Source organism: Glycomyces halotolerans (assembly GCF_054779575.1).
Window position 1 is genome coordinate 269,092 of sequence record NZ_BAAGXZ010000003.1, and the last position, 16,917, is coordinate 286,008.

Below are 16,917 nucleotides of genomic sequence, written 5' to 3' on the forward strand. Positions count from 1 at the left end.
GCGCTCCCCTTCAGTCCTGGTACTTGGTGGTGAGGGTCGGCGCCTGCGCGCCGAGGTGCGCGGCGAGCCACTTGTCGTAGACGCTCTGCCAGGTGCCGTCGGAGCGCATGTTCTCGAGTACGCCGTTGACGAAGCGGGCGAGGTCGACGTTGCCTTTGGCGAAGGCGATGCCGTAGGGCTCCTCGGAGAACGGCTCGCCGACCACTTCGAGGGTCGGGTCCTGGATGGCCATGCCGGCCAGGATCGTGTCGTCGGTGGTGATCGCGTCGACCACGCCCTGCTGGAGCAGGACGAGGCAGTCGTTGAAGTCGGGGACCGTGACCGGCTGGGCCCGGGAGTTCTCGGCGATGTTCCGCGTGGAGGTCGAGCCGTGGCCGGTGCACACCAGGTGGTCGGCGGTGAGGTCTTCGAGGCCGGCGATGCCCGAGCCCTTGGTGACCAGCAGGCGCTGGCCGGCGTGGAAGTACTCGGTGGAGAACTCGACGTTCTCCCAGCGGTCGCAGTTCATCGTCATGGTGCGCACGACCATGTCGACGCGGCCGGAGTTGACCGCGTCCTCGCGTTCGCCCGAGGTCATCGGCACCCACTGGACGTTCGCGGCGTCGCCCATGAGCCGCTCGACGACGGCCTTGGCGATGTCGATGTCGAAACCGGACAGGTCGCCGGTGACCGGGTCGCGGTAGCCCATGAGGTTCGTCGACTGGCTGATGCCGACCACGATCTTGTCCGGGTCGCCGAGGGTTCGGCGCGCCTGCTCGGCGGTGACCGAGCCGGGGGCGTAGGAGGCGAGGGGATCGCAGTCGGAGGCGACCGGGTCGGTGCTGATCTCCGGTTCGAAGTCGATGCCCTCGGGCAGGGGCGTGGGCACGTCCACACTCGGTGGTTCCACTGTGGCCGGCGCGGTGCAGGCGGCGGCGAGTAGGCACCCGGCGGCCGCGACCGCCAGCCGCATCCGGTTTCGCGCCCGAGTCGGCCGCACCGTGGATCTGGGATCGATCATGCGTAATACTCCGCCACTCGCATCTGGATGCCGATCGCGGCGCACACCAGCGCCAAGAGGCACAAGGCCGACAGGCCCGCGGCCGCGCCCGACAGCGAGCGCTGCGCGTCGCCGGTGGCCTGCGCGAATCGGTCCGAACTGATCTCGGTCGCCTCGGTGAGCTTCTGGTCGAGCATGTCGAACGAGGTCGCCAGGCTCTGCTCCTCCTCGCCGACGGCCATGCCGACCGCCGCGGTGTAGTCGCCGTCCCGGGCGAGCTTGATGACCTGGTCGTGGCCCTCGCTCCAGGTCGTGGCCGACTCGCGCGCCGCCGCCAGCGGTTCGGCCAGCTCGGCGTCGTCGCCGTAGGCGTCGTTGAGCCGCGCGAGCAGGCCGTCGTCGCCGATGAGCGCGGACATCTGCTCGGCGTAGCGGTCGGCCGCCGCGCCGTCCTCACCGCGTGCGATGAGCAGGAGCGACTCCTCGGCGCGGGCCTGCTGGGCGGCGATGTGGGCCTCGGCGAGCAGCTCGAGCGGCTCGGCGCCGTCCTGATGGGACCGGTCGGTGTGGCTGGCCGACGCCAGCGCCGCCAGTGTCAGCCAGCCGGCGAAGCCGATGAGCGCCACGGTCGCCCCGACCAGGCCGAGGTTGAACACGCGGTTGGTCTTGCGGGCGAGCCACAGCTGCGCCCAGATCAGCACGCCGAGACCGAGCGTGGCGAGCATCGCGGTGAGCCACGGGAACGCCGCGGCCGAGTCGCGCGCCTCGTCGAGTTGGTCGATCGCATTGTGCTGCAGGGTGTTGGCCGCCGGGAGCATCTCGCTTCGCATGAGCGTGGACGCCTGCCGCTGGTAGGTGGCGCCGACCGGCTCGCCGAGCCGGTTGAACGTCCGCGCCGACTCGACCAGTCCGGTGTAGACCGGCAGCCGCGCGTTGAGCTCGGCGACCAGTTGCGCGTCCTCTGGCGTCTTCACTTCGCCGGCGGCGGTGGTGAGCGCGACGCTCGCGTCGCGCAGCGCCTCCTGGTAGTCCGAGCGGACCGCTTCCGAGGCCGTACCGGCGGTCAGGTACGAGCTGGCCGCCGTCGCGTCGGCCTGCGAGAGCGCCTGGTAGAGCTGGAGAGCGGCCACCGAGAGGCGGCCGGACTGCGTGGTGGTCTCCTCGATGACGGCCGACTTGCCGAGGACCGCGGTGAGGCCGGTGACGCCGGCGCCGAGGATCAGGACGACCAGGACGGTGAGCAGCCCGCGAAGCTGACCGGGGGTGTGGCGCAAGGCCGCCAGCGCGAGTGAGATCCGCCGCCGTCCAGGCGAGGCGCCCGGTGCCTGCTCTCGCGGCGTCTGGGGCGGGGCGGGAGGGGCCTGGACAGACAACTTCACCTCACAGGTTCGGGGGACGGCCTCATGGTATCGACACGGCACCAATTTGCGGCCTTCCGGGCGTGGCCGCATTCACACCCGTTGCCCGGAGCGCGGGACGGTACGTTTGGGCGGTGCCGAACTCCGAGGAAGACGCGCGCTGGATGGCGCGCGCGGTAGCGCAGGCCGAGCGGTGCCCGCCGTCGCGGACCGCGTTCAGCGTGGGCGTGGTGATCGTAGTGGACGGGACGCTCGTGTCCGAAGGGCACTCGCGGGCCGAGGACCCCCGGGACCACGCCGAGGAGGTCGCGCTGCGCCGAGCCGGCGCCCCGGTTCGCGGCGCGACGGTCTACTCGACGATGGAGCCGTGCGGGCAGCGGGCCTCGCGGCCGGAGCCGTGCGCCCGGCTCCTGGCCGAGGCCGAGGTGTCCCGGGTCGTCTACGCCCTCGCCGAGCCGGGGCACTTCGTGAGCGCGCCGAGCGGAGCCGCCGCGCTGCGCGAGGCCGGCGTGGCCGTGGAGACGATGCCGGAGTTCGCCGAAGCGGCCGCACGGCCCAATGCGCATCTCGGTTAACCTGACACCTATGAGGCCATTGATCGGCGCCGACGAGGTTGCCGGACTAGCCGGGCCGGTGCTCCTGGACGTCCGCTGGACGCTGGGCGGACCCTCCCGTGAAGCGGACTACCGCGCAGGGCACCTGCCCGAGGCGGTCTGGCTCGATTTCGAGCGCGACGTGTGCGGGCCGGTCGGCGCGACCGGCGGACGCCACCCACTGCCCGACCCCGAGCGGCTCCAGGAGGCGCTGCGCGACGCCGGAGTGAGCGACGACTCGACCGTCGTGGTCTACGACGACGGCGACGGCATGGCCGCCGCCCGCACCTGGTGGACCCTGCGCTGGGCCGGCCACGAGGACGTCCACGTCCTCGACGGCGGCATCGGCGCCTGGATCGCTTCCGGCTACCCGCTGTCCTACACCGTCCCCAGGCCCGAACGCGGGAATCTGACCGTGCGGCCCGGGAGCCTGCCGGTGCTGGACGCCGACGGGGCCGCCCGCTGGGCCGCCGAGCGCGAACTGGTCGATGTGCGCGCGCCCGAGCGCTACCGGGGCGAGCACGAGCCCATGGACCCCGTCGCCGGGCACATCCCCGGGGCGGTCAATCTGCCGATCGGCCACGACTTCGGCCCCGAGGGCCGGTTCGCCGACACCGATACACTCAAGACCCGCTATGAGCCGCACCGCGATGCGGCCTTCTACTGCGGCTCGGGCGTGGGCGCGTCCCGCGCGGCGTTGGCGGCGACCGCCGCCGGCCTGCCGACGCCGCCGATCTACGTCGGCTCCTGGAGCGACTGGGTCTCACTCGACCGCGAGGTCGCCACTGGGGAGGAACGATGAAGAGGTTCGCACTGATCTCGGTGGCGGCGTTGGCGCTTGCGCTGGCCGCCTGCGGAGGCGACGAGGGCGATGACCCCGACGACGGGCAGGTGGAGACCGGTGCCGACACCGAGACGCCCACCGAGGAGGCGACCGGTCCGGTCGAGCTCGACCTCGAGGAGGCCGGCGGGGCCTGCCCGCTGATCGACCCGGCGCAGCTCAACGAGGTCACCGGCCGGGACTTCCGCTTCGCCTCCGGCGGGGCCGGCGAGGAGGCCGAGGATGACGCGCCCGCCCAGGCGACCTGCGCCGTCCAGACCGGCGAGGCGGCCTATCCTGATCTGACGCTGTTCGTCATCGGCACCGAGGCCAGCGTGGAGGTCTACGAGGAGGAGCTTCCCGACGGCGTCGAGAGCGTCGACGACCTCGGGGAGTCGGCCTACTGGATCGTGCACACCGAGGACACCGGGGCCGGGCCGGCGCTCGAGATGGGCTGGTACGACGGCGGCGACATCTTCGAGATGCGCTACACCACTCCTGAGGGCACCGAACCCGCCGAGGTCGAGGCGCTGGTGCCGGGCTTCACCGAGCTGGCCGGGTCTATCAACCAGGCCCGCGCCGACGCCAAATCCGAGGAGTGACCTTCACGGTTCGAGGACCGTGACGCGCCCCGGCTCGGCGCCCCACCGTTTGTCGGCGGTCAGCACCTCGGCGTCGAGGATGCCGCCGGTGGCGAGGACGAGCGCGTCTGGAAGTCTGACGCCGCCGCGCCCGGCGCGAATGGCGGCCGCGGCTCTGGCCACCTCGCGGTCGATCGGATAGACCTGCGAGGCGAGGTCGTCGACCATCTCCTCCACCCGTTCCGCGGTGCGCCCGCGACCGGCAGGGTTCGAGTTCCGGGGAGGGCAACAGGGCGCCCTCCGCGCCGGGGGAACGTGGAGTGCGCCCTGCTGGGGTGGAAAGTCGTCGCAGCCGGGCCCGCGCAAGCGGTTTCCGGCTGGGGACAGACTACCGGTGCCCGCACCCCCCGGTCAAGCATCGTCGCCCTCGGCGTCCAGGCCGCGGCCGTCACTCGACCGGAGCGGCGAAGACCTTCGCGGCGTCGTCGACCGGCAGGCGGAGCGTCTCGGCTCCCGAGGCGATCACGATCTCGCCGTCGGAGCGGTCGATCACGATCTGGGCGCCCGGGTCGATCCCGGCCTCATGCAGGGCCGTCAGCAGGTCCGGGTGGGTCTGCGCCGACTCGCACAGGCGCGTCACGCGCACCTTCGAGCCCGGTCCCACCACGCTCAGCGGGCGCTCGCCGTCCTCCCCGGTGGGCGACAGCGCGCCGGCGTCGAGCTCTTCGAGTCCGGGGATGGTGTTGCCGTACGGCGAGTGGGTCGGGCGTTGGAGCAGGTCGTAGACGCGCTTCTCGACCGAGTCGCTCATCACGTGCTCCCACTTGCAGGCCTCTTCATGGGCCTCGACGTAGGACATGCCGATGACGTCGACCAGGAGCCGCTCGGCCAGCCGGTGCTTGCGCATCACGGCCACCGCCTGCCTGCGCCCCTCCTCGGTCAGCTCGAGGTGGCGGTCGCTTTTGACATTGAGCAGCCCGTGGCGCTGCATCCGCCCGACCGTCTGGGAGACCGTCGGACCGCTCTGTTCAAGCCTTTCGGCGATTCTGGCGCGCAGCGCCGGAACGCCCTCCTCCTCGAGTTCGAGGATCGTGCGCAGATACATCTCGGTGGTATCGACGAGGTCCGTGGTCACAGCTTCGTTCCTTCGTTAAGGGCCGCCCGGCCATGGCGACGGCTTGCGAGCCGTGGCCGGCCCGCGTCATCCGGGCGGGTGGGTCAAGTGCCGCCAGACCCCCTGTCACCACCAATGATATATGCCTCTCACGCCACATACTCAGCGAGCCGTCCCGCGTAATCGGGCTGACGCAGGCGGTGCAGGGCGTTCTTCTCGATCTGGCGGACGCGCTCCCGCGAGAGTCCGAAATCCGCAGAAACCTCCTCGAGTGTACGTTGCCGACCGTCATCGATCCCGAACCGAAGCCGCAGCACGGTCTGCTCGCGCTCGGGCAGGCTCGCCAGGACCGACGCGATGTGGCGCCGCAGCAGCGCGTACGAGACCGACTCCTCGCCGGCCTGCTCCCGCGGCATGTGCGCGACCAGGTCGCCCAGCGCCGTCGAGTCGTCCTCGCCGACGGTCTGGTCCAGGCTCACCGGCTCCCGGTCGTAGCTCATCAGCTCCAGGACCTTGCCCGGAGTGGTGTCGATCGCCTCGGCGATCTCCTCGTAGCGCGGCTCGCGGCCCAGCTCGACCAACAGGTCCTGCCGCGCCCGGTTCATGCGCTTGATCTGGTCGACGGTGTGCGCCGGCACCCGGATCGTCCGCGACTGGTCGGTCACGGCCCGGTTGATCGCCTGCCGGATCCACCAGGTGGCGTAGGTGGAGAACTTGTAGCCCTTCTGGTAGTCGAACTTCTCGACCGCGCGGATGAGCCCGAGGTTGCCCTCCTGGATCAAGTCCAGCAGGCTCATGCCGTGGCCGGAGTAGCGCTTGGCCACGCTCACCACCAGTCGCAGGTTCGACTCCAGCATCCGCTGCTTCGCCGCCCGCCCCTCGGCCGCGACCTTGGCCAGATCCCCTCGCAGGTCGGGGTCGGTCGACTCGGAGATTCGGCGCTCGGCCATCAGGCCCGCCTCGATCGCCTTGGCGCACTCGACCTCCTCAGGGGCCGTGAGGAGCCGGTGCTTGCCGATGCCGTTGAGGTAGGCGCGCACGGGATCGCCGGAGTATTCGGCCGCGCGCTGAGCCGGCCGCTGACGGATGCTGTCGACGGGTGCCATCGTTGGTTCGCCTTTCGCTGCAGTCCCTCGCTAGCGGGTGGGTGTCTCCCGCTCCTCGCCCGGTGGGAACCGGGCCGGTGGAAGTACCAGCTTGCAGGCCGAATCGGCGAATGAAACCCCGCAGCGGGAAGGGTGGCACGAACCCGGGATACAGCGTCAGAAGTTCGGCTTGGGGGCCTGCCACCGATACCTGATGGCAACCAGCCGTACAACGAAGATCGCCACGGCCGCGGGGATCGCGAGCGTCGCCAGGCCGATCTGCGACTCCCACCGCGCGCCCACGGCCACGATGATCGAGCCGATCGCGGCGGCCAGCGCGTAGAAGTCCGCGCGCAGGACCACCGGGATCTGTTGAGTCAGCACGTCCCGCAGGATGCCGCCTCCGATTCCGGAGAGTACTCCGACGATGCAAGCCGCGTAGACGGCCAGACCGAAGTCGAGGCCCTTGAGGGTGCCGATCACCGTGAACAGCGCCAGGCCGGCCGCGTCGAGCACCAGCATCGTGGTGCGCAGCCGCGACAGGGCCGGGTGGTATCGGAAGACGGCCACCGCGGTCAGCACGGCCACGGTCGGGTAGCGCCAGTCGGTCAGCAGCAGCGGCGGGACCGCGCCGATGAGCAGGTCGCGCAGCGCGCCGCCGCCGAGGGCGGTGAGCACGCCGATGACCGCGACGCCGAACATGTCGAGTCGCTTGGCCACGGCCGCCGAGGCGCCGGAGGCGGCGAAGACCGCGGTGCCGAGCAGGTCGGCGACCAGCGTCAGAGAAAAAGGCTCCACCTCGGCGTTATAGCAGGCAGAGCCGGATCACATCGCCGACCTCGTCGGGACGGCGACGGACCTTACTACTTCTTCATCTTGGCGTAGATCTCTTTGCAGCTCGGGCAGATCGGGAAGCGCTCGGGGTCGCGTGAAGGCACCCACATCTTCCCGCACAGAGCCTTGACCGGAACGCCGTCGACCATGGCGGCCATGAGCTTTTCCTTGGGCACGTAGTGCGAGAAGCGCTCCTCGTCGCCTTCCGAGTAGCTGTAGTCCGGCTTGATCTCCGTCTGCTCGTCGAGCGTCGTCGAGCCGCCGCCGCTCGCCGAAGCTCGCGAGGCGTAACTGTGCCGGGTGGGAAGCTCGCTCACGTCAACTCACTCCTCGTTCACGGGAAAGACCTGTCAAGTCTGCCACGTAACGCGCGTTATTCCGAATCGATCATGCGGTGTTCGCTCGGCGGGAGCGTCTCGGCGCGCCTGCGATGGGGCCGGAAGAGGCGGCGGCGGTCCGGCGGGAGCCGGTCGTTGGCCAGCAGGACCGCCAGCCACGGCAGCGCCACCATGCCGATCAGCGTCAAGGGGAGCCACAGCCACAGCAGCGGCGCGCGGACCATCAGCAGCACCCCGCACAGGAGCACCAGTGCCGCGCGAAGGGACATCATCCAGACATATCTGACCGTCCTGATCCGCCGCTCCTCGGCGGGGGAGCGGTCAGCGTCGGTGATGACCGCAGCCTTCTCACGCCGTCCCACCCCTCGACCCTACTCCGATCCGGTGCGCGATGATCATCGTCATGAGAGCAGTCGTGCAGACCGTCAGCGAAGCCGAAGTGACCGTCGAGGGAACGAGCGTCGGCGCGATCCGCGACGGCCTCCTCGTCCTGGTCGGTGTCGCCCGTTCGGACGGACTCGACGAGGCGAAGTGGATCGCCGACAAGATCTGGAGGCTCCGCATCCTGCCCGACGAGCGGTCGGCATCCGATATGGAGGCGCCGATCCTGCTGGTCAGCCAGTTCACGCTCTACGCCGACACCCGCAAGGGCCGCCGCCCCTCCTGGAACGGCGCGGCCCCCGGGCCCGTGGCCGAGCCCTTGGTCGAGGCCGTGGCCACGTTCCTGCGCGAGTCCGGCGCGCACGTGGAGACCGGATCCTTCGGCGCGATGATGGAAGTCCGCAGCGTCAACGTCGGCCCCAACACCATCCTCCTGGAGCGCTGAAACCGACGGCCCCAGCCCTCTAGAATCGAGCCCGTCTGTCCGCCCCGCAAGCTTCGACGAAAGAAGGAGCCCGCATGATCCCGGCCGCCCCGCCCGAATCGCTTCCGTCGCTTCGGGTCTGGCAGCGCAAAGCCATGGTCGCCTACCACCGGGGCCAGCGCCGGGACTTCCTCGCGGTGGCCACCCCGGGCGCCGGCAAGACCACCTTCGCGCTGCGCATCGCCTACGACCTCCTGGCCGACGGCACCGTCGACACCGTGACCGTCGTGGCCCCCACCGAGCACCTCAAGACACAGTGGTCGGCCGCCGCGGCGGCCTTCGGCATCCAGCTCGACCCGGCCTTCCGCAACGGCGACGTCCACAGTGCCTCCGACTACCACGGCGTGGTCGTCACCTACGCCCAGATCGGCGCCGACCCGGCCGTCCACCGCCGCCGCACCCTGGCCCGCCGCACCCTGGTGATCCTCGACGAGATCCACCACGCCGGCGACTCCCGCTCCTGGGGCGAGGGCGTCCAGACCGCCTTCGACGAGGCCGAGCGCCGCCTGGCGCTCACCGGGACGCCCTTCCGCAGCGACGACAACCCCATCCCGTTCGTCGAGTACGAGGAGGCCCCCGACGGCTCCAAGCGCTCGAGCGCCGACTCGGTCTACGGCTACCGCGACGCGCTGGCCGACGGCGTGGTCAGGCCGGTGATGTTCATGGCCTACTCCGGCGAGGCCAAGTGGCGCTCCAGCGCGGGCGACGAGCTGGCGGTGCGGCTGGGGCAGCCGCTCACCAAGGAGCTGACCAGCCACGCGTGGCGCACGGCCCTGGACCCGGCGGGGGAGTGGATCAAACAGGTCATCGGCGCGGCCGATCGGCGCCTGGGCTCCCTGCGGGCGGCCGGGATGCCCGACGCGGGCGGCCTGATCATCGCCTCCGACCAGAACACGGCCCGGGCCTATGCGGGGATCCTCAAGCGCGTCACCGGCAAGAGCGCCACGCTGGTGCTCTCCGACGACGCCGGATCCTCCGACCGCATCGCGAAGTTCTCCGATTCGGATGACGAGTGGCTGATCGCCGTCCGCATGGTCTCCGAGGGCGTCGACATTCCGCGGCTGGCCGTCGGGGTCTACGCGACCAATGCGCACACCCCGCTGTACTTCGCGCAGGCGATCGGCCGGTTCGTGCGGTCGCGGCGGCCCGGGGAGACCGCCTCGGTGTTCCTGCCGAGCGTGGTGCCGCTGCTGCAGCTGGCCGAGAGCCTGGAGGCCGACCGGGACCACGTCATCAAGCAGAAGTCCGAGGACGCCGACCCCGAGGAGCTGCTGGAGCGGGCGCAGCGCCGGCTCAACGAGGGCACCGATCTGGGCGAGCGCGAGACCCTGGAATCGAGCGCGGAGCTCGACCAGGTGATCTTCGAGGGCGGCTCGTTCGGTCTGCCGGTCCAGGCCGGGAGCGCCGAGGAGGAGGAGTACCTGGGCCTGCCGGGGCTGCTGACCTCCGAGCAGGTCCATCTGCTGCTGCAGAAGCGCCAGCGCGAGCAGCTGGCCAAGCAGCGGCGCAAGGCCGGGGAGGCGGCCTCGACGCGGCCGCAGGCGGAGCCGTCGATGACCAACGCTCAGCGGCGGTTGAAGCTGCGCAAGCAATTGAACCAGTTGGTGGGCGCCCACGCGTTCGCTACGGGCGAACCCCACGGGAAGATCCACGCGAAGCTGCGGTCGGCCTGCGGGGGCCCGCCGAGCGCTCAGGCGACCATCGAGCAGCTCGAGGAGCGCATCGCCACGATCCGCTCCTGGTAGGGGCCCGCTCTCGAATCCCCGCCCCGGACAAGCGACGAGCCCAGACGGGGGACCGTCTGGGCTCGTCTCGAAGCTTGTGGGTGGTCAGGCGCGCGTCAGTTCTCCGACGCCATGAGGTCCATGCCGCGCCACTCGAATTCGGGGGCGACATTGAAGTCGATGGCGATCGGTACGAGCTTCTCGGCGTACTGGTTCGCGTGGTGTCCGCAGAAGACGAGGTCGCTGCCTTCCGCGAGCATCACACGCAGTTTTGCCGCGGCGCTACACCGATCGCAGCGCTCGCCCGCGATCGGACGTTCCTCCGTCTGGGGCGGGGGCGTCAGGGTGGATGTCATACCAGGTCCTCCGCTGCGTTCGGTAGTCGTTGTTCTTTCGGTCGGCCCGTTGACCGGCTCATTCCGTTCAACGCCTGCACTGTACTACCTCTTCCCTAGTACGGCTTAGTGAGACTCAGCCCACTCCACCGCCAGATCGCGATAGTTGTTCCACACCGTAGCCGAGGATTCCCCGATCGGCAACCTGGCGAGGCATGCGTACCTTCGTCCGTTCGGGTGATGCCGGGCCCGCCGCTCGGCGGGCTTGCGGGCGTCACCACGTTCGAATACCCGTGTGGCGTGCGGCTAATCGAGGTAATCGCGGAGCACTTGCGAGCGTGACGGGTGCCGCAGCTTGGACATCGTCTTGGACTCGATCTGGCGGATGCGCTCGCGCGTGACCCCGTAGACCTGCCCGATCTCGTCGAGGGTCCGCGGCTGGCCGTCGGTGAGGCCGAACCGCAGTCGCACCACGCCGGCCTCGCGCTCGGAGAGGGTCTGCAGCACCTGCTGGAGCTGGCCCTGCAGGAGCGAGAAGGAGACCGCGTCGACCGCGACGATCGCCTCGGAGTCCTCGATGAAGTCGCCGAGCTGGCTGTCGCCCTCGTCACCGATGGTCTGGTCCAGGCTGATCGGCTCGCGCGCGTACTGCTGGATCTCCAGGACCTTCTCCGGGGAGATGTCCATCTCCTTGGCCAGCTCTTCGGGAGTCGGCTCGCGGCCCAGGTCCTGCAGCAGCTCGCGCTGTATGCGGCCGAGCTTGTTGATGACCTCGACCATGTGGACGGGGATGCGGATGGTGCGGGCCTGGTCGGCCATGGCGCGGGTGATGGCCTGGCGGATCCACCAGGTGGCGTACGTGGAGAACTTGTAGCCCTTGGTGTAGTCGAACTTCTCCACGGCCCGGATGAGGCCGAGGTTGCCCTCCTGGATCAGGTCGAGGAAGGCCATGCCGCGGCCGGTGTAGCGCTTGGCGAGGCTGACGACGAGCCGCAGGTTCGCCTCGAGCAGGTGGTCCTTGGCGCGGTCGCCGTCGCGGATGATCCACTCCAGGTCCCGGCGCATCTGCGTGGGGATCTCCTCGCCGGACTCCCGCATCTGCTTGAGCCGCTCGGTGGCGTAGAGGCCGGCCTCGATGCGCTTGGCGAGCTCGACCTCCTGGGCCGCGTTCAGCAGCGGCACCTTGCCGATCTGCTTGAGGTAGGCGCGGACCGAGTCGGCCGAGGCGGTCATCTCGGCGTCCTTGCGGGCCTGTTTGAGCGCCTCGGAGTCCTCTTCGTCCCACTCGAAGTCGTTCTCGTCGGGCTCGTCGCCGTCGGCTTTGTCCTTCTTGGACTTCTTCGAGGCGGTCTTCTTGGCGGCCTTCTTGCGGGTGGCCTTCTTGGCGGGCTTGGTGGCCTCCGCCTCCGCTTCGGCCTCGGCGGCCGCGAGGGCCTCGAGCGCCTCTTCGTCGACGATCTCCTCGACGACCTTCTTGGCGGCGGCCTTCTTGGCGGTCGTCTTCTTGGCCGCCTTCTTGGCGGCGGCCTTCTTAGCGGTGGACTTCTTGGCGGTCTTCTTCTTCGGCGCGGCGGTCTCGTCGCCGTCGGCGTCCGAGGCGGCGGTCTTCTTGACGGCGGCCTTCTTGGTGGACTTCTTCGCGGCCTTGGCGGTCGCGGTGCGCGAGGAGGTGGCGGTGCGGGCGGCGGGGACGCGCTTGCGGCCGGAGGAGCCGTCTACGACAACGGTGACGTCGGCTTCGGCCAGCGCTCTGAGCACCAGCTTGCCCTCGGCGGGGGAGGCCTGCGCCGACTCCAAGACCTGAGCGACTTTCGCGGACGTCAGCTGTCCATCGCTCTCACGGGCCAGTTCGAGCAATGAGTCGGTCAGAGAATTGACGTCAGTGCCGTTGGGACGTGCGTCAGTCACGAGCAACCTTCCGAGGCAATGGCGGGCACGGCGAAGCCGGGCTCCATGGCGGGTGAGCATTGGATATTGGGTCGGCAGCCCAGGTCGCTACACGACCGGGCAGGCGTGAATTGTAGCGCTGAAATGCGCGATCGGCCCGTCCGTGTTGCCGTTTCGAGCTGTGTTTCCGCGTTTTTGGTGGCAATGTCATTTGTCCGAGGGGTGCGACGGCGCTCTATTCTACCGCGCAGGTGCCCTCAGGCGTCGAGATGCCGCTGCCGAGCGCGAACGACTGGCGGGCATCGGAAGTGGACCGGACCTCCTTGAAGGCGTCGCCGAGCACGATGGTGATCGGCTCCTCCCACTCCAGGTCGAAGCCGTCGCGGCCCCCGTAGAAGTACGCGTGGGTGTGGATGCCCGCGGCGTACTGGTCCGGGCCGTACCGCACCACCGCCGACTGCTCGACCTCCTCGTCCGTGTCGCCGATCTCGGTGACGACGAAACCGCGGTCCTCGAGCTGACTGGCGGCCTGCTCGCCGAGCCCGGGCCGGTCGGTGCCGTTGAGGACGACCACCTCGATCTCCTCGGGGTCGGGAATGGGAGCGGTCTTGATCGCCACCGCCCCCGGCTCGCAGTCGTCGCCGGCGACCAGCTGGGAGTCGTTCCGGATCGCCCAGAGGGTCGCGGCAGTCGCCACCAGCGCCAACACGCACAAGACTATCAACGCGCGGATACGAGCGATTCGCACAGCGGCCTCCCCGACTCTCGATGTAGTCCAAAGGCTATCGTGCGCTTTGGCGGCCCGGGGTCGAGAGGCGCTACACTCGCTGCCCATACCACAAGAGTGTTTCTCGCCACATTGGGGATGAAAATGTGCCGCACATGGTGTATACGAATGGACTGCACGCGGTAAGGTACCCCGCCTGCAGGGACGGAACAGAGACCGCCAGGAAACCGAAGTCGAAACCGAGCGTCGCCGACAATGCCCCCGCGGCCCCGCCGCAGCCATCGGAGTCGCGCCGCTTCGACACCTGTGCCAGAAGAAACCAATGGGAGTGGAAGACGATGGCAACCGACTATGACGCCCCGCGTCGGGACAAGGAAGAGCCCGCCGGAACCGACAGCATCGAGGCGCTCGCCAAGGGCCGCAGCGACCAGTCCGGGGCCGTGGACGTCGACGAGGCCGAGGTCGCCGAGAACTTCGAGCTGCCCGGCGCCGACCTCGGCGATGAAGAGCTCTCGGTGAAGGTCCTGCCGATGCAGAACGACGAGTTCCGCTGCTCCAGCTGCTTCCTGGTCCACCACCGGAGCCAGTACGCCAAGGAGAAGAACGGCCAGCCGATCTGCAAGGACTGCGCCTAACCCCGAGCAACGCAGCCGGGGCGCACAGCCCGAGCCTCCCGGCCGCCGACCCCGGTTCAGGCCCGCCTGGCCCCCGACGAGACCGACAACGCCTCCCGCAGCCTCTCGGGGTTGCGGGAGGAGACCACCCAGTACGGCGTGGGGTCCTCTGGATCGTCCAAACGGACCCGCACCCCGCGCCGCAGCCACGGCCGCTGCACCACGAAGGCGAGCGGATGCAGGGCCACCCCCAGCGCGTCCGAATAGGCCGTCCTGTCGAGCACCTCGACCTCCGAGACGACCGACATCGGCAGCCTCGCGTCGTCGACGTGGAGCCACACCTCGCCGTCTTCTTCGACCACCCGCACCGGCAGCCTCCCCAGCCACCACGCGCCCGCCAGCGGCACCACGAAGATCGCCGCGCTCAGGGCCACTCGCCACCAGCGCAGGTCCCCGAAATTCGACAGACCGGCCGCGATGGCGGCCGACACCACCGTCGCCAGCCAGCCCGCGACCGGCATCCGCATGCGCTCGGCGTACCGTTGCGTGCTCTCCATGTCTGAGACCATAGCTCTCGACCGAGAGGAGACCGGAGACCGTGAACGCCGACGTGCCCGTCGCCATCCGGCGGCTCGACCCCGAGCTGCCCGTCCCCGCCTACGCCAACCCCGGCGACGCCGGGGCCGACCTGTACGCCGCCGAGCGGGTCGAACTGGCCCCCGGCCGCCGCGCCCTCGTGCCCACCGGCATCGCCGTGGCCATACCCGACGGCTACGTCGGCTTCGTGACCCCGCGCTCGGGCCTGGCCCACCGCCTCGGGATCACCGGCGTCAACGCACCCGGCACCATCGACAGCGGTTACCGAGGTGAGATCAAATGCAATCTCATCAATCTGGACCCCGAGCGGACCGCCGTCATCGAGCGCGGGGACCGTATCGCACAATTGGTTGTCCAACCGGTCGTTCGCGCCCGCTTCACCGAGGTCGACGAACTGACCCCGTCGCAGCGCGGCGAGAACGGCCACGGTTCCACCGGCGGACACCGTCGACTGGCAGAGGAGAACGAACGTGTTTAGACGGCGACGGTCGTCGAAGAAGCAGCGCCCCGCGGAAGGCGCGGTCCTCGACTCGCTGGCCGAGTCCGGCGAGGAGGTCGCCCGGGAGGAGACCACGGGCCCCTTTGACCTCGCTGACGCCCCCGACGACGACCTGCGCCGCCTCGACCTCGGGTCGCTCCGGCTGCCGGTCCCCAAAGGCGTCGGCTTCCAGGCCCAGACCGACGCCAAGGGCAATATCAGCCAGGTCGTCCTCACCACCGGGTCCTCGGCGCTCCAGCTGCTGGTGCGCGCCGCGCCCCGCAGCGAGGGCATCTGGGACGAGATGCGCGAGGAGCTGACCGGCCAGGTCACCGACCAGGGCGGCACCGTCGACGAGGTGGAGGGCCGCTGGGGCACCGAGCTGGTCGCCAAGATCGCCACGAAGAAGGGCGCCAACTCGGTGCGCTTCGTCGGCGTCGACGGCCCGCGCTGGTTCGTGCAGGCCACCTTCCAAGGCAAGCGCGCTCTCGACGAGGACGCCGCCCCCGAGCTCGACGACGCCCTGCGCCAGGTCGTGGTCGACCGCGGCAACCTCGCCATGCCCGTCCGCGAGCCGCTGCCGCTCAAACTCCCGCCGAAGATGGCCGAAGAGGCCGCCGCGCGCATCGCACAGCGCAAGGCCGAAGGCGGCGACGGCAGTCGCGCCATCGTCTCCGCGGGGGACACGCCGAAGCCTCAGGTGCGGCGCAAGCCGTCTCCCGGGCCCCGCAAGCGCTAGGGGCGGGGGAACCGGCACCATGGCTCGCCAGCTAGAGCGCGATTGATGGCCGCCGGGCGACGCGGCGAGGGCCGCGAACCCGACGGTGCCGGACGGACCATCGGCGGATGGGTTCGCCGGCTCGCGGCCCCGTCCCAGGAGTTGTTCGCCGAGAACGTCCGTCAGGACCGCCTCGCGAATCGCGAGATCGACTACACCCCCGTCGAGGACCTCGAGCCGCGCCGGCAGGCCGTCGTCGCCGGCCGCCTGCGCACGGTGGTGCTCCACACCGAGGGCCGGTCCCCGTCGGTCGAGGCCGAGCTGTTCGACGGCACCGGCCAGGTGGGGCTGGTCTGGATGGGCCGACGGCGTATCGTGGGACTCGAGGCCGGGACCAGGCTCGTCGCCCGGGGCCGCGTGGTCCGGGGCCACGACGGCCGCCTCGTGATCTACAACCCGACCTACGAGCTCCGGTCATCGGGGCGTTGAGAAAGGCACCCTTTGAGCACCGAGACCCCGCCACGCCAGGATCCGGACCAGCTGCCGCCGTTCACCGAGCAGCTCTCCCAGCAGCTCGGCGGCGTCAAAGGCGTGGTCGAGGCCGCGATCCCCATCACCCTGTTCGTCATCCTCAACCCGGTCCTCGGCGACCGCGTCCTGGGGCCGCTGAACGGCCTGCAGTGGGCGATCGTCGTCTCGGCCTCCAGCGCGCTGGTGATCGCCCTGTGGCGGGCCCTGCGCAAGGAGCCGATCCGCTACGCCCTCAACGGCCTGTTCGGCATCGCGCTCGGCGCCTTCCTCGCCTGGCGCAGCGACGACGCCCGCGACTTCTACCTGCCGGGGATCATCCAAGGCGGCGTCTACGGCTTCCTGCTGATCGGCTCGGCCCTGATCCGCCATCCGATCATCGGCTGGATCTACGCCGTGGTGGCCCAGGGCGGCAAGAAGGAGTGGCGCGAGAACAAGGCGCTGGTCGACGTGCTGAGCCAGATCACCATCCTCTGGGGCGCGGTCTTCATCGTCAAGAACTCGGTGCGGCTGTGGCTGTACTTCATCAACGCTGAGCACGCGCTCGGCTATGTGACCCTCTTCGGCGGTTGGCCGGTGACCATCGGTCTGACGGCGCTGACGATCTGGGCGGTGCGGCGCAAGATGAAGGCGGTCTCGGCCGCCGGGGCCGAGACCGCCTGATATCCGCTCGCCTGTCAGCCGATGGTGCAGGTCAGGTCCGGAGCGGTGTTCGAGCTGCCGTAAGTGGCGTTGAACCCGA

General features: G+C 70.0%; 22 protein-coding genes. 10 read left to right on the forward strand and 12 right to left on the reverse strand.

Annotated elements, in window-relative coordinates:
- Nucleotides 1-10: 10 nt before the first annotated feature.
- Entirely contained in the window at nucleotides 11-1,000 is a 990-nt protein-coding gene (locus ACYVL2_RS04750; RefSeq protein ID WP_460540698.1) for a glutamate ABC transporter substrate-binding protein, read from the reverse strand.
- Nucleotides 997-2,352, reverse strand: a complete 1,356-nt coding sequence (locus tag ACYVL2_RS04755) for a hypothetical protein (protein ID WP_460540700.1) — start codon at nucleotides 2,350-2,352, stop codon at nucleotides 997-999. Before ACYVL2_RS04755 ends, ACYVL2_RS04750 begins: the two co-directional genes overlap by 4 nt.
- A gap of 119 nt (nucleotides 2,353-2,471) precedes the next feature.
- On the opposite strand from ACYVL2_RS04755, the gene ACYVL2_RS04760 reads away from it, so the two are divergent.
- The 3 genes from ACYVL2_RS04760 to ACYVL2_RS04770 are packed head-to-tail and all read left to right on the forward strand — an operon-like array spanning nucleotide 2,472 to nucleotide 4,352.
- Complete coding sequence (locus tag ACYVL2_RS04760; protein ID WP_460540702.1) at nucleotides 2,472-2,912, forward strand: deaminase; 441 nt, start codon at nucleotides 2,472-2,474, stop codon at nucleotides 2,910-2,912.
- 10 nt (nucleotides 2,913-2,922) lie between these two features.
- A complete protein-coding gene (locus ACYVL2_RS04765) occupies nucleotides 2,923-3,732 on the forward strand; it encodes a sulfurtransferase (RefSeq protein ID WP_460540704.1) in 810 nt (269 codons plus the stop codon).
- Entirely contained in the window at nucleotides 3,729-4,352 is a 624-nt protein-coding gene (locus tag ACYVL2_RS04770; RefSeq protein WP_460540706.1) for a hypothetical protein, read from the forward strand. The genes ACYVL2_RS04765 and ACYVL2_RS04770 overlap by 4 nt, the downstream gene beginning before the upstream one ends.
- 3 nt (nucleotides 4,353-4,355) lie before the next feature.
- Here ACYVL2_RS04770 and ACYVL2_RS04775 read toward each other — a convergent pair whose 3' ends face one another.
- From ACYVL2_RS04775 to ACYVL2_RS04800, 6 genes are all read right to left on the reverse strand, one after another.
- Nucleotides 4,356-4,697, reverse strand: coding sequence for a PIN domain-containing protein (locus ACYVL2_RS04775; RefSeq protein ID WP_460540708.1), 342 nt, complete (start codon nucleotides 4,695-4,697; stop codon nucleotides 4,356-4,358).
- A gap of 82 nt (nucleotides 4,698-4,779) precedes the next feature.
- Entirely contained in the window at nucleotides 4,780-5,466 is a 687-nt protein-coding gene (locus ACYVL2_RS04780; protein WP_460540710.1) for a metal-dependent transcriptional regulator, read from the reverse strand.
- A 128-nt stretch (nucleotides 5,467-5,594) separates the two neighbouring features.
- Complete coding sequence (locus tag ACYVL2_RS04785) at nucleotides 5,595-6,551, reverse strand: sigma-70 family RNA polymerase sigma factor (protein ID WP_460540712.1); 957 nt, start codon at nucleotides 6,549-6,551, stop codon at nucleotides 5,595-5,597.
- A 156-nt stretch (nucleotides 6,552-6,707) separates the two neighbouring features.
- Entirely contained in the window at nucleotides 6,708-7,328 is a 621-nt protein-coding gene (locus tag ACYVL2_RS04790; protein ID WP_460540714.1) for a trimeric intracellular cation channel family protein, read from the reverse strand.
- Nucleotides 7,329-7,393: 65 nt separating this feature from the next.
- The gene (locus ACYVL2_RS04795) at nucleotides 7,394-7,681 is read right to left on the reverse strand and encodes a DUF3039 domain-containing protein (protein WP_460540716.1); all 288 of its coding nucleotides are present in this window, start codon (nucleotides 7,679-7,681) and stop codon (nucleotides 7,394-7,396) included.
- Nucleotides 7,682-7,737: 56 nt separating this feature from the next.
- Complete coding sequence (locus ACYVL2_RS04800; protein ID WP_460540718.1) at nucleotides 7,738-8,064, reverse strand: DUF3099 domain-containing protein; 327 nt, start codon at nucleotides 8,062-8,064, stop codon at nucleotides 7,738-7,740.
- A 41-nt stretch (nucleotides 8,065-8,105) separates the two neighbouring features.
- Between ACYVL2_RS04800 and dtd the strand changes: the two genes are divergently transcribed.
- Nucleotides 8,106-8,528 (forward strand): D-aminoacyl-tRNA deacylase, encoded by a 423-nt coding sequence (dtd, locus tag ACYVL2_RS04805; RefSeq protein WP_460540720.1) that lies wholly within the window; start codon nucleotides 8,106-8,108, stop codon nucleotides 8,526-8,528.
- A 77-nt stretch (nucleotides 8,529-8,605) separates the two neighbouring features.
- A complete protein-coding gene (locus ACYVL2_RS04810; RefSeq protein ID WP_460540765.1) occupies nucleotides 8,606-10,312 on the forward strand; it encodes a DEAD/DEAH box helicase in 1,707 nt (568 codons plus the stop codon).
- A 95-nt stretch (nucleotides 10,313-10,407) separates the two neighbouring features.
- Here ACYVL2_RS04810 and ACYVL2_RS04815 read toward each other — a convergent pair whose 3' ends face one another.
- From ACYVL2_RS04815 to ACYVL2_RS04825, 3 genes are all read right to left on the reverse strand, one after another.
- Entirely contained in the window at nucleotides 10,408-10,647 is a 240-nt protein-coding gene (locus tag ACYVL2_RS04815; protein ID WP_460540722.1) for a DUF7455 domain-containing protein, read from the reverse strand.
- 285 nt (nucleotides 10,648-10,932) lie between these two features.
- The gene (locus tag ACYVL2_RS04820) at nucleotides 10,933-12,534 is read right to left on the reverse strand and encodes an RNA polymerase sigma factor (protein ID WP_460540724.1); all 1,602 of its coding nucleotides are present in this window, start codon (nucleotides 12,532-12,534) and stop codon (nucleotides 10,933-10,935) included.
- Between the two features lie 214 nt (nucleotides 12,535-12,748).
- A complete protein-coding gene (locus ACYVL2_RS04825) occupies nucleotides 12,749-13,222 on the reverse strand; it encodes a LytR C-terminal domain-containing protein (RefSeq protein WP_460540726.1) in 474 nt (157 codons plus the stop codon).
- 356 nt (nucleotides 13,223-13,578) lie between these two features.
- Between ACYVL2_RS04825 and ACYVL2_RS04830 the strand changes: the two genes are divergently transcribed.
- A complete protein-coding gene (locus ACYVL2_RS04830; protein ID WP_460540728.1) occupies nucleotides 13,579-13,875 on the forward strand; it encodes a DUF4193 domain-containing protein in 297 nt (98 codons plus the stop codon).
- Nucleotides 13,876-13,931: 56 nt separating this feature from the next.
- Here the strand turns inward: ACYVL2_RS04830 and ACYVL2_RS04835 are convergent, their stop codons facing one another.
- On the reverse strand, nucleotides 13,932-14,411 hold the full coding sequence (locus ACYVL2_RS04835; RefSeq protein WP_460540730.1) for a DUF3093 domain-containing protein: 480 nt from the start codon (nucleotides 14,409-14,411) through the stop codon (nucleotides 13,932-13,934).
- A gap of 41 nt (nucleotides 14,412-14,452) precedes the next feature.
- On the opposite strand from ACYVL2_RS04835, the gene dut reads away from it, so the two are divergent.
- The 4 genes from dut to ACYVL2_RS04855 are packed head-to-tail and all read left to right on the forward strand — an operon-like array spanning nucleotide 14,453 to nucleotide 16,838.
- Nucleotides 14,453-14,929, forward strand: a complete 477-nt coding sequence (gene dut, locus ACYVL2_RS04840) for a dUTP diphosphatase (protein WP_460540732.1) — start codon at nucleotides 14,453-14,455, stop codon at nucleotides 14,927-14,929.
- Nucleotides 14,922-15,668, forward strand: coding sequence for a DUF3710 domain-containing protein (locus tag ACYVL2_RS04845; RefSeq protein ID WP_460540734.1), 747 nt, complete (start codon nucleotides 14,922-14,924; stop codon nucleotides 15,666-15,668). The genes dut and ACYVL2_RS04845 overlap by 8 nt, the downstream gene beginning before the upstream one ends.
- 45 nt (nucleotides 15,669-15,713) lie before the next feature.
- Entirely contained in the window at nucleotides 15,714-16,136 is a 423-nt protein-coding gene (locus tag ACYVL2_RS04850; protein ID WP_460540736.1) for an OB-fold nucleic acid binding domain-containing protein, read from the forward strand.
- Nucleotides 16,137-16,148: 12 nt separating this feature from the next.
- On the forward strand, nucleotides 16,149-16,838 hold the full coding sequence (locus ACYVL2_RS04855; protein ID WP_460540738.1) for a DUF3159 domain-containing protein: 690 nt from the start codon (nucleotides 16,149-16,151) through the stop codon (nucleotides 16,836-16,838).
- Nucleotides 16,839-16,917 lie beyond the last annotated feature (79 nt).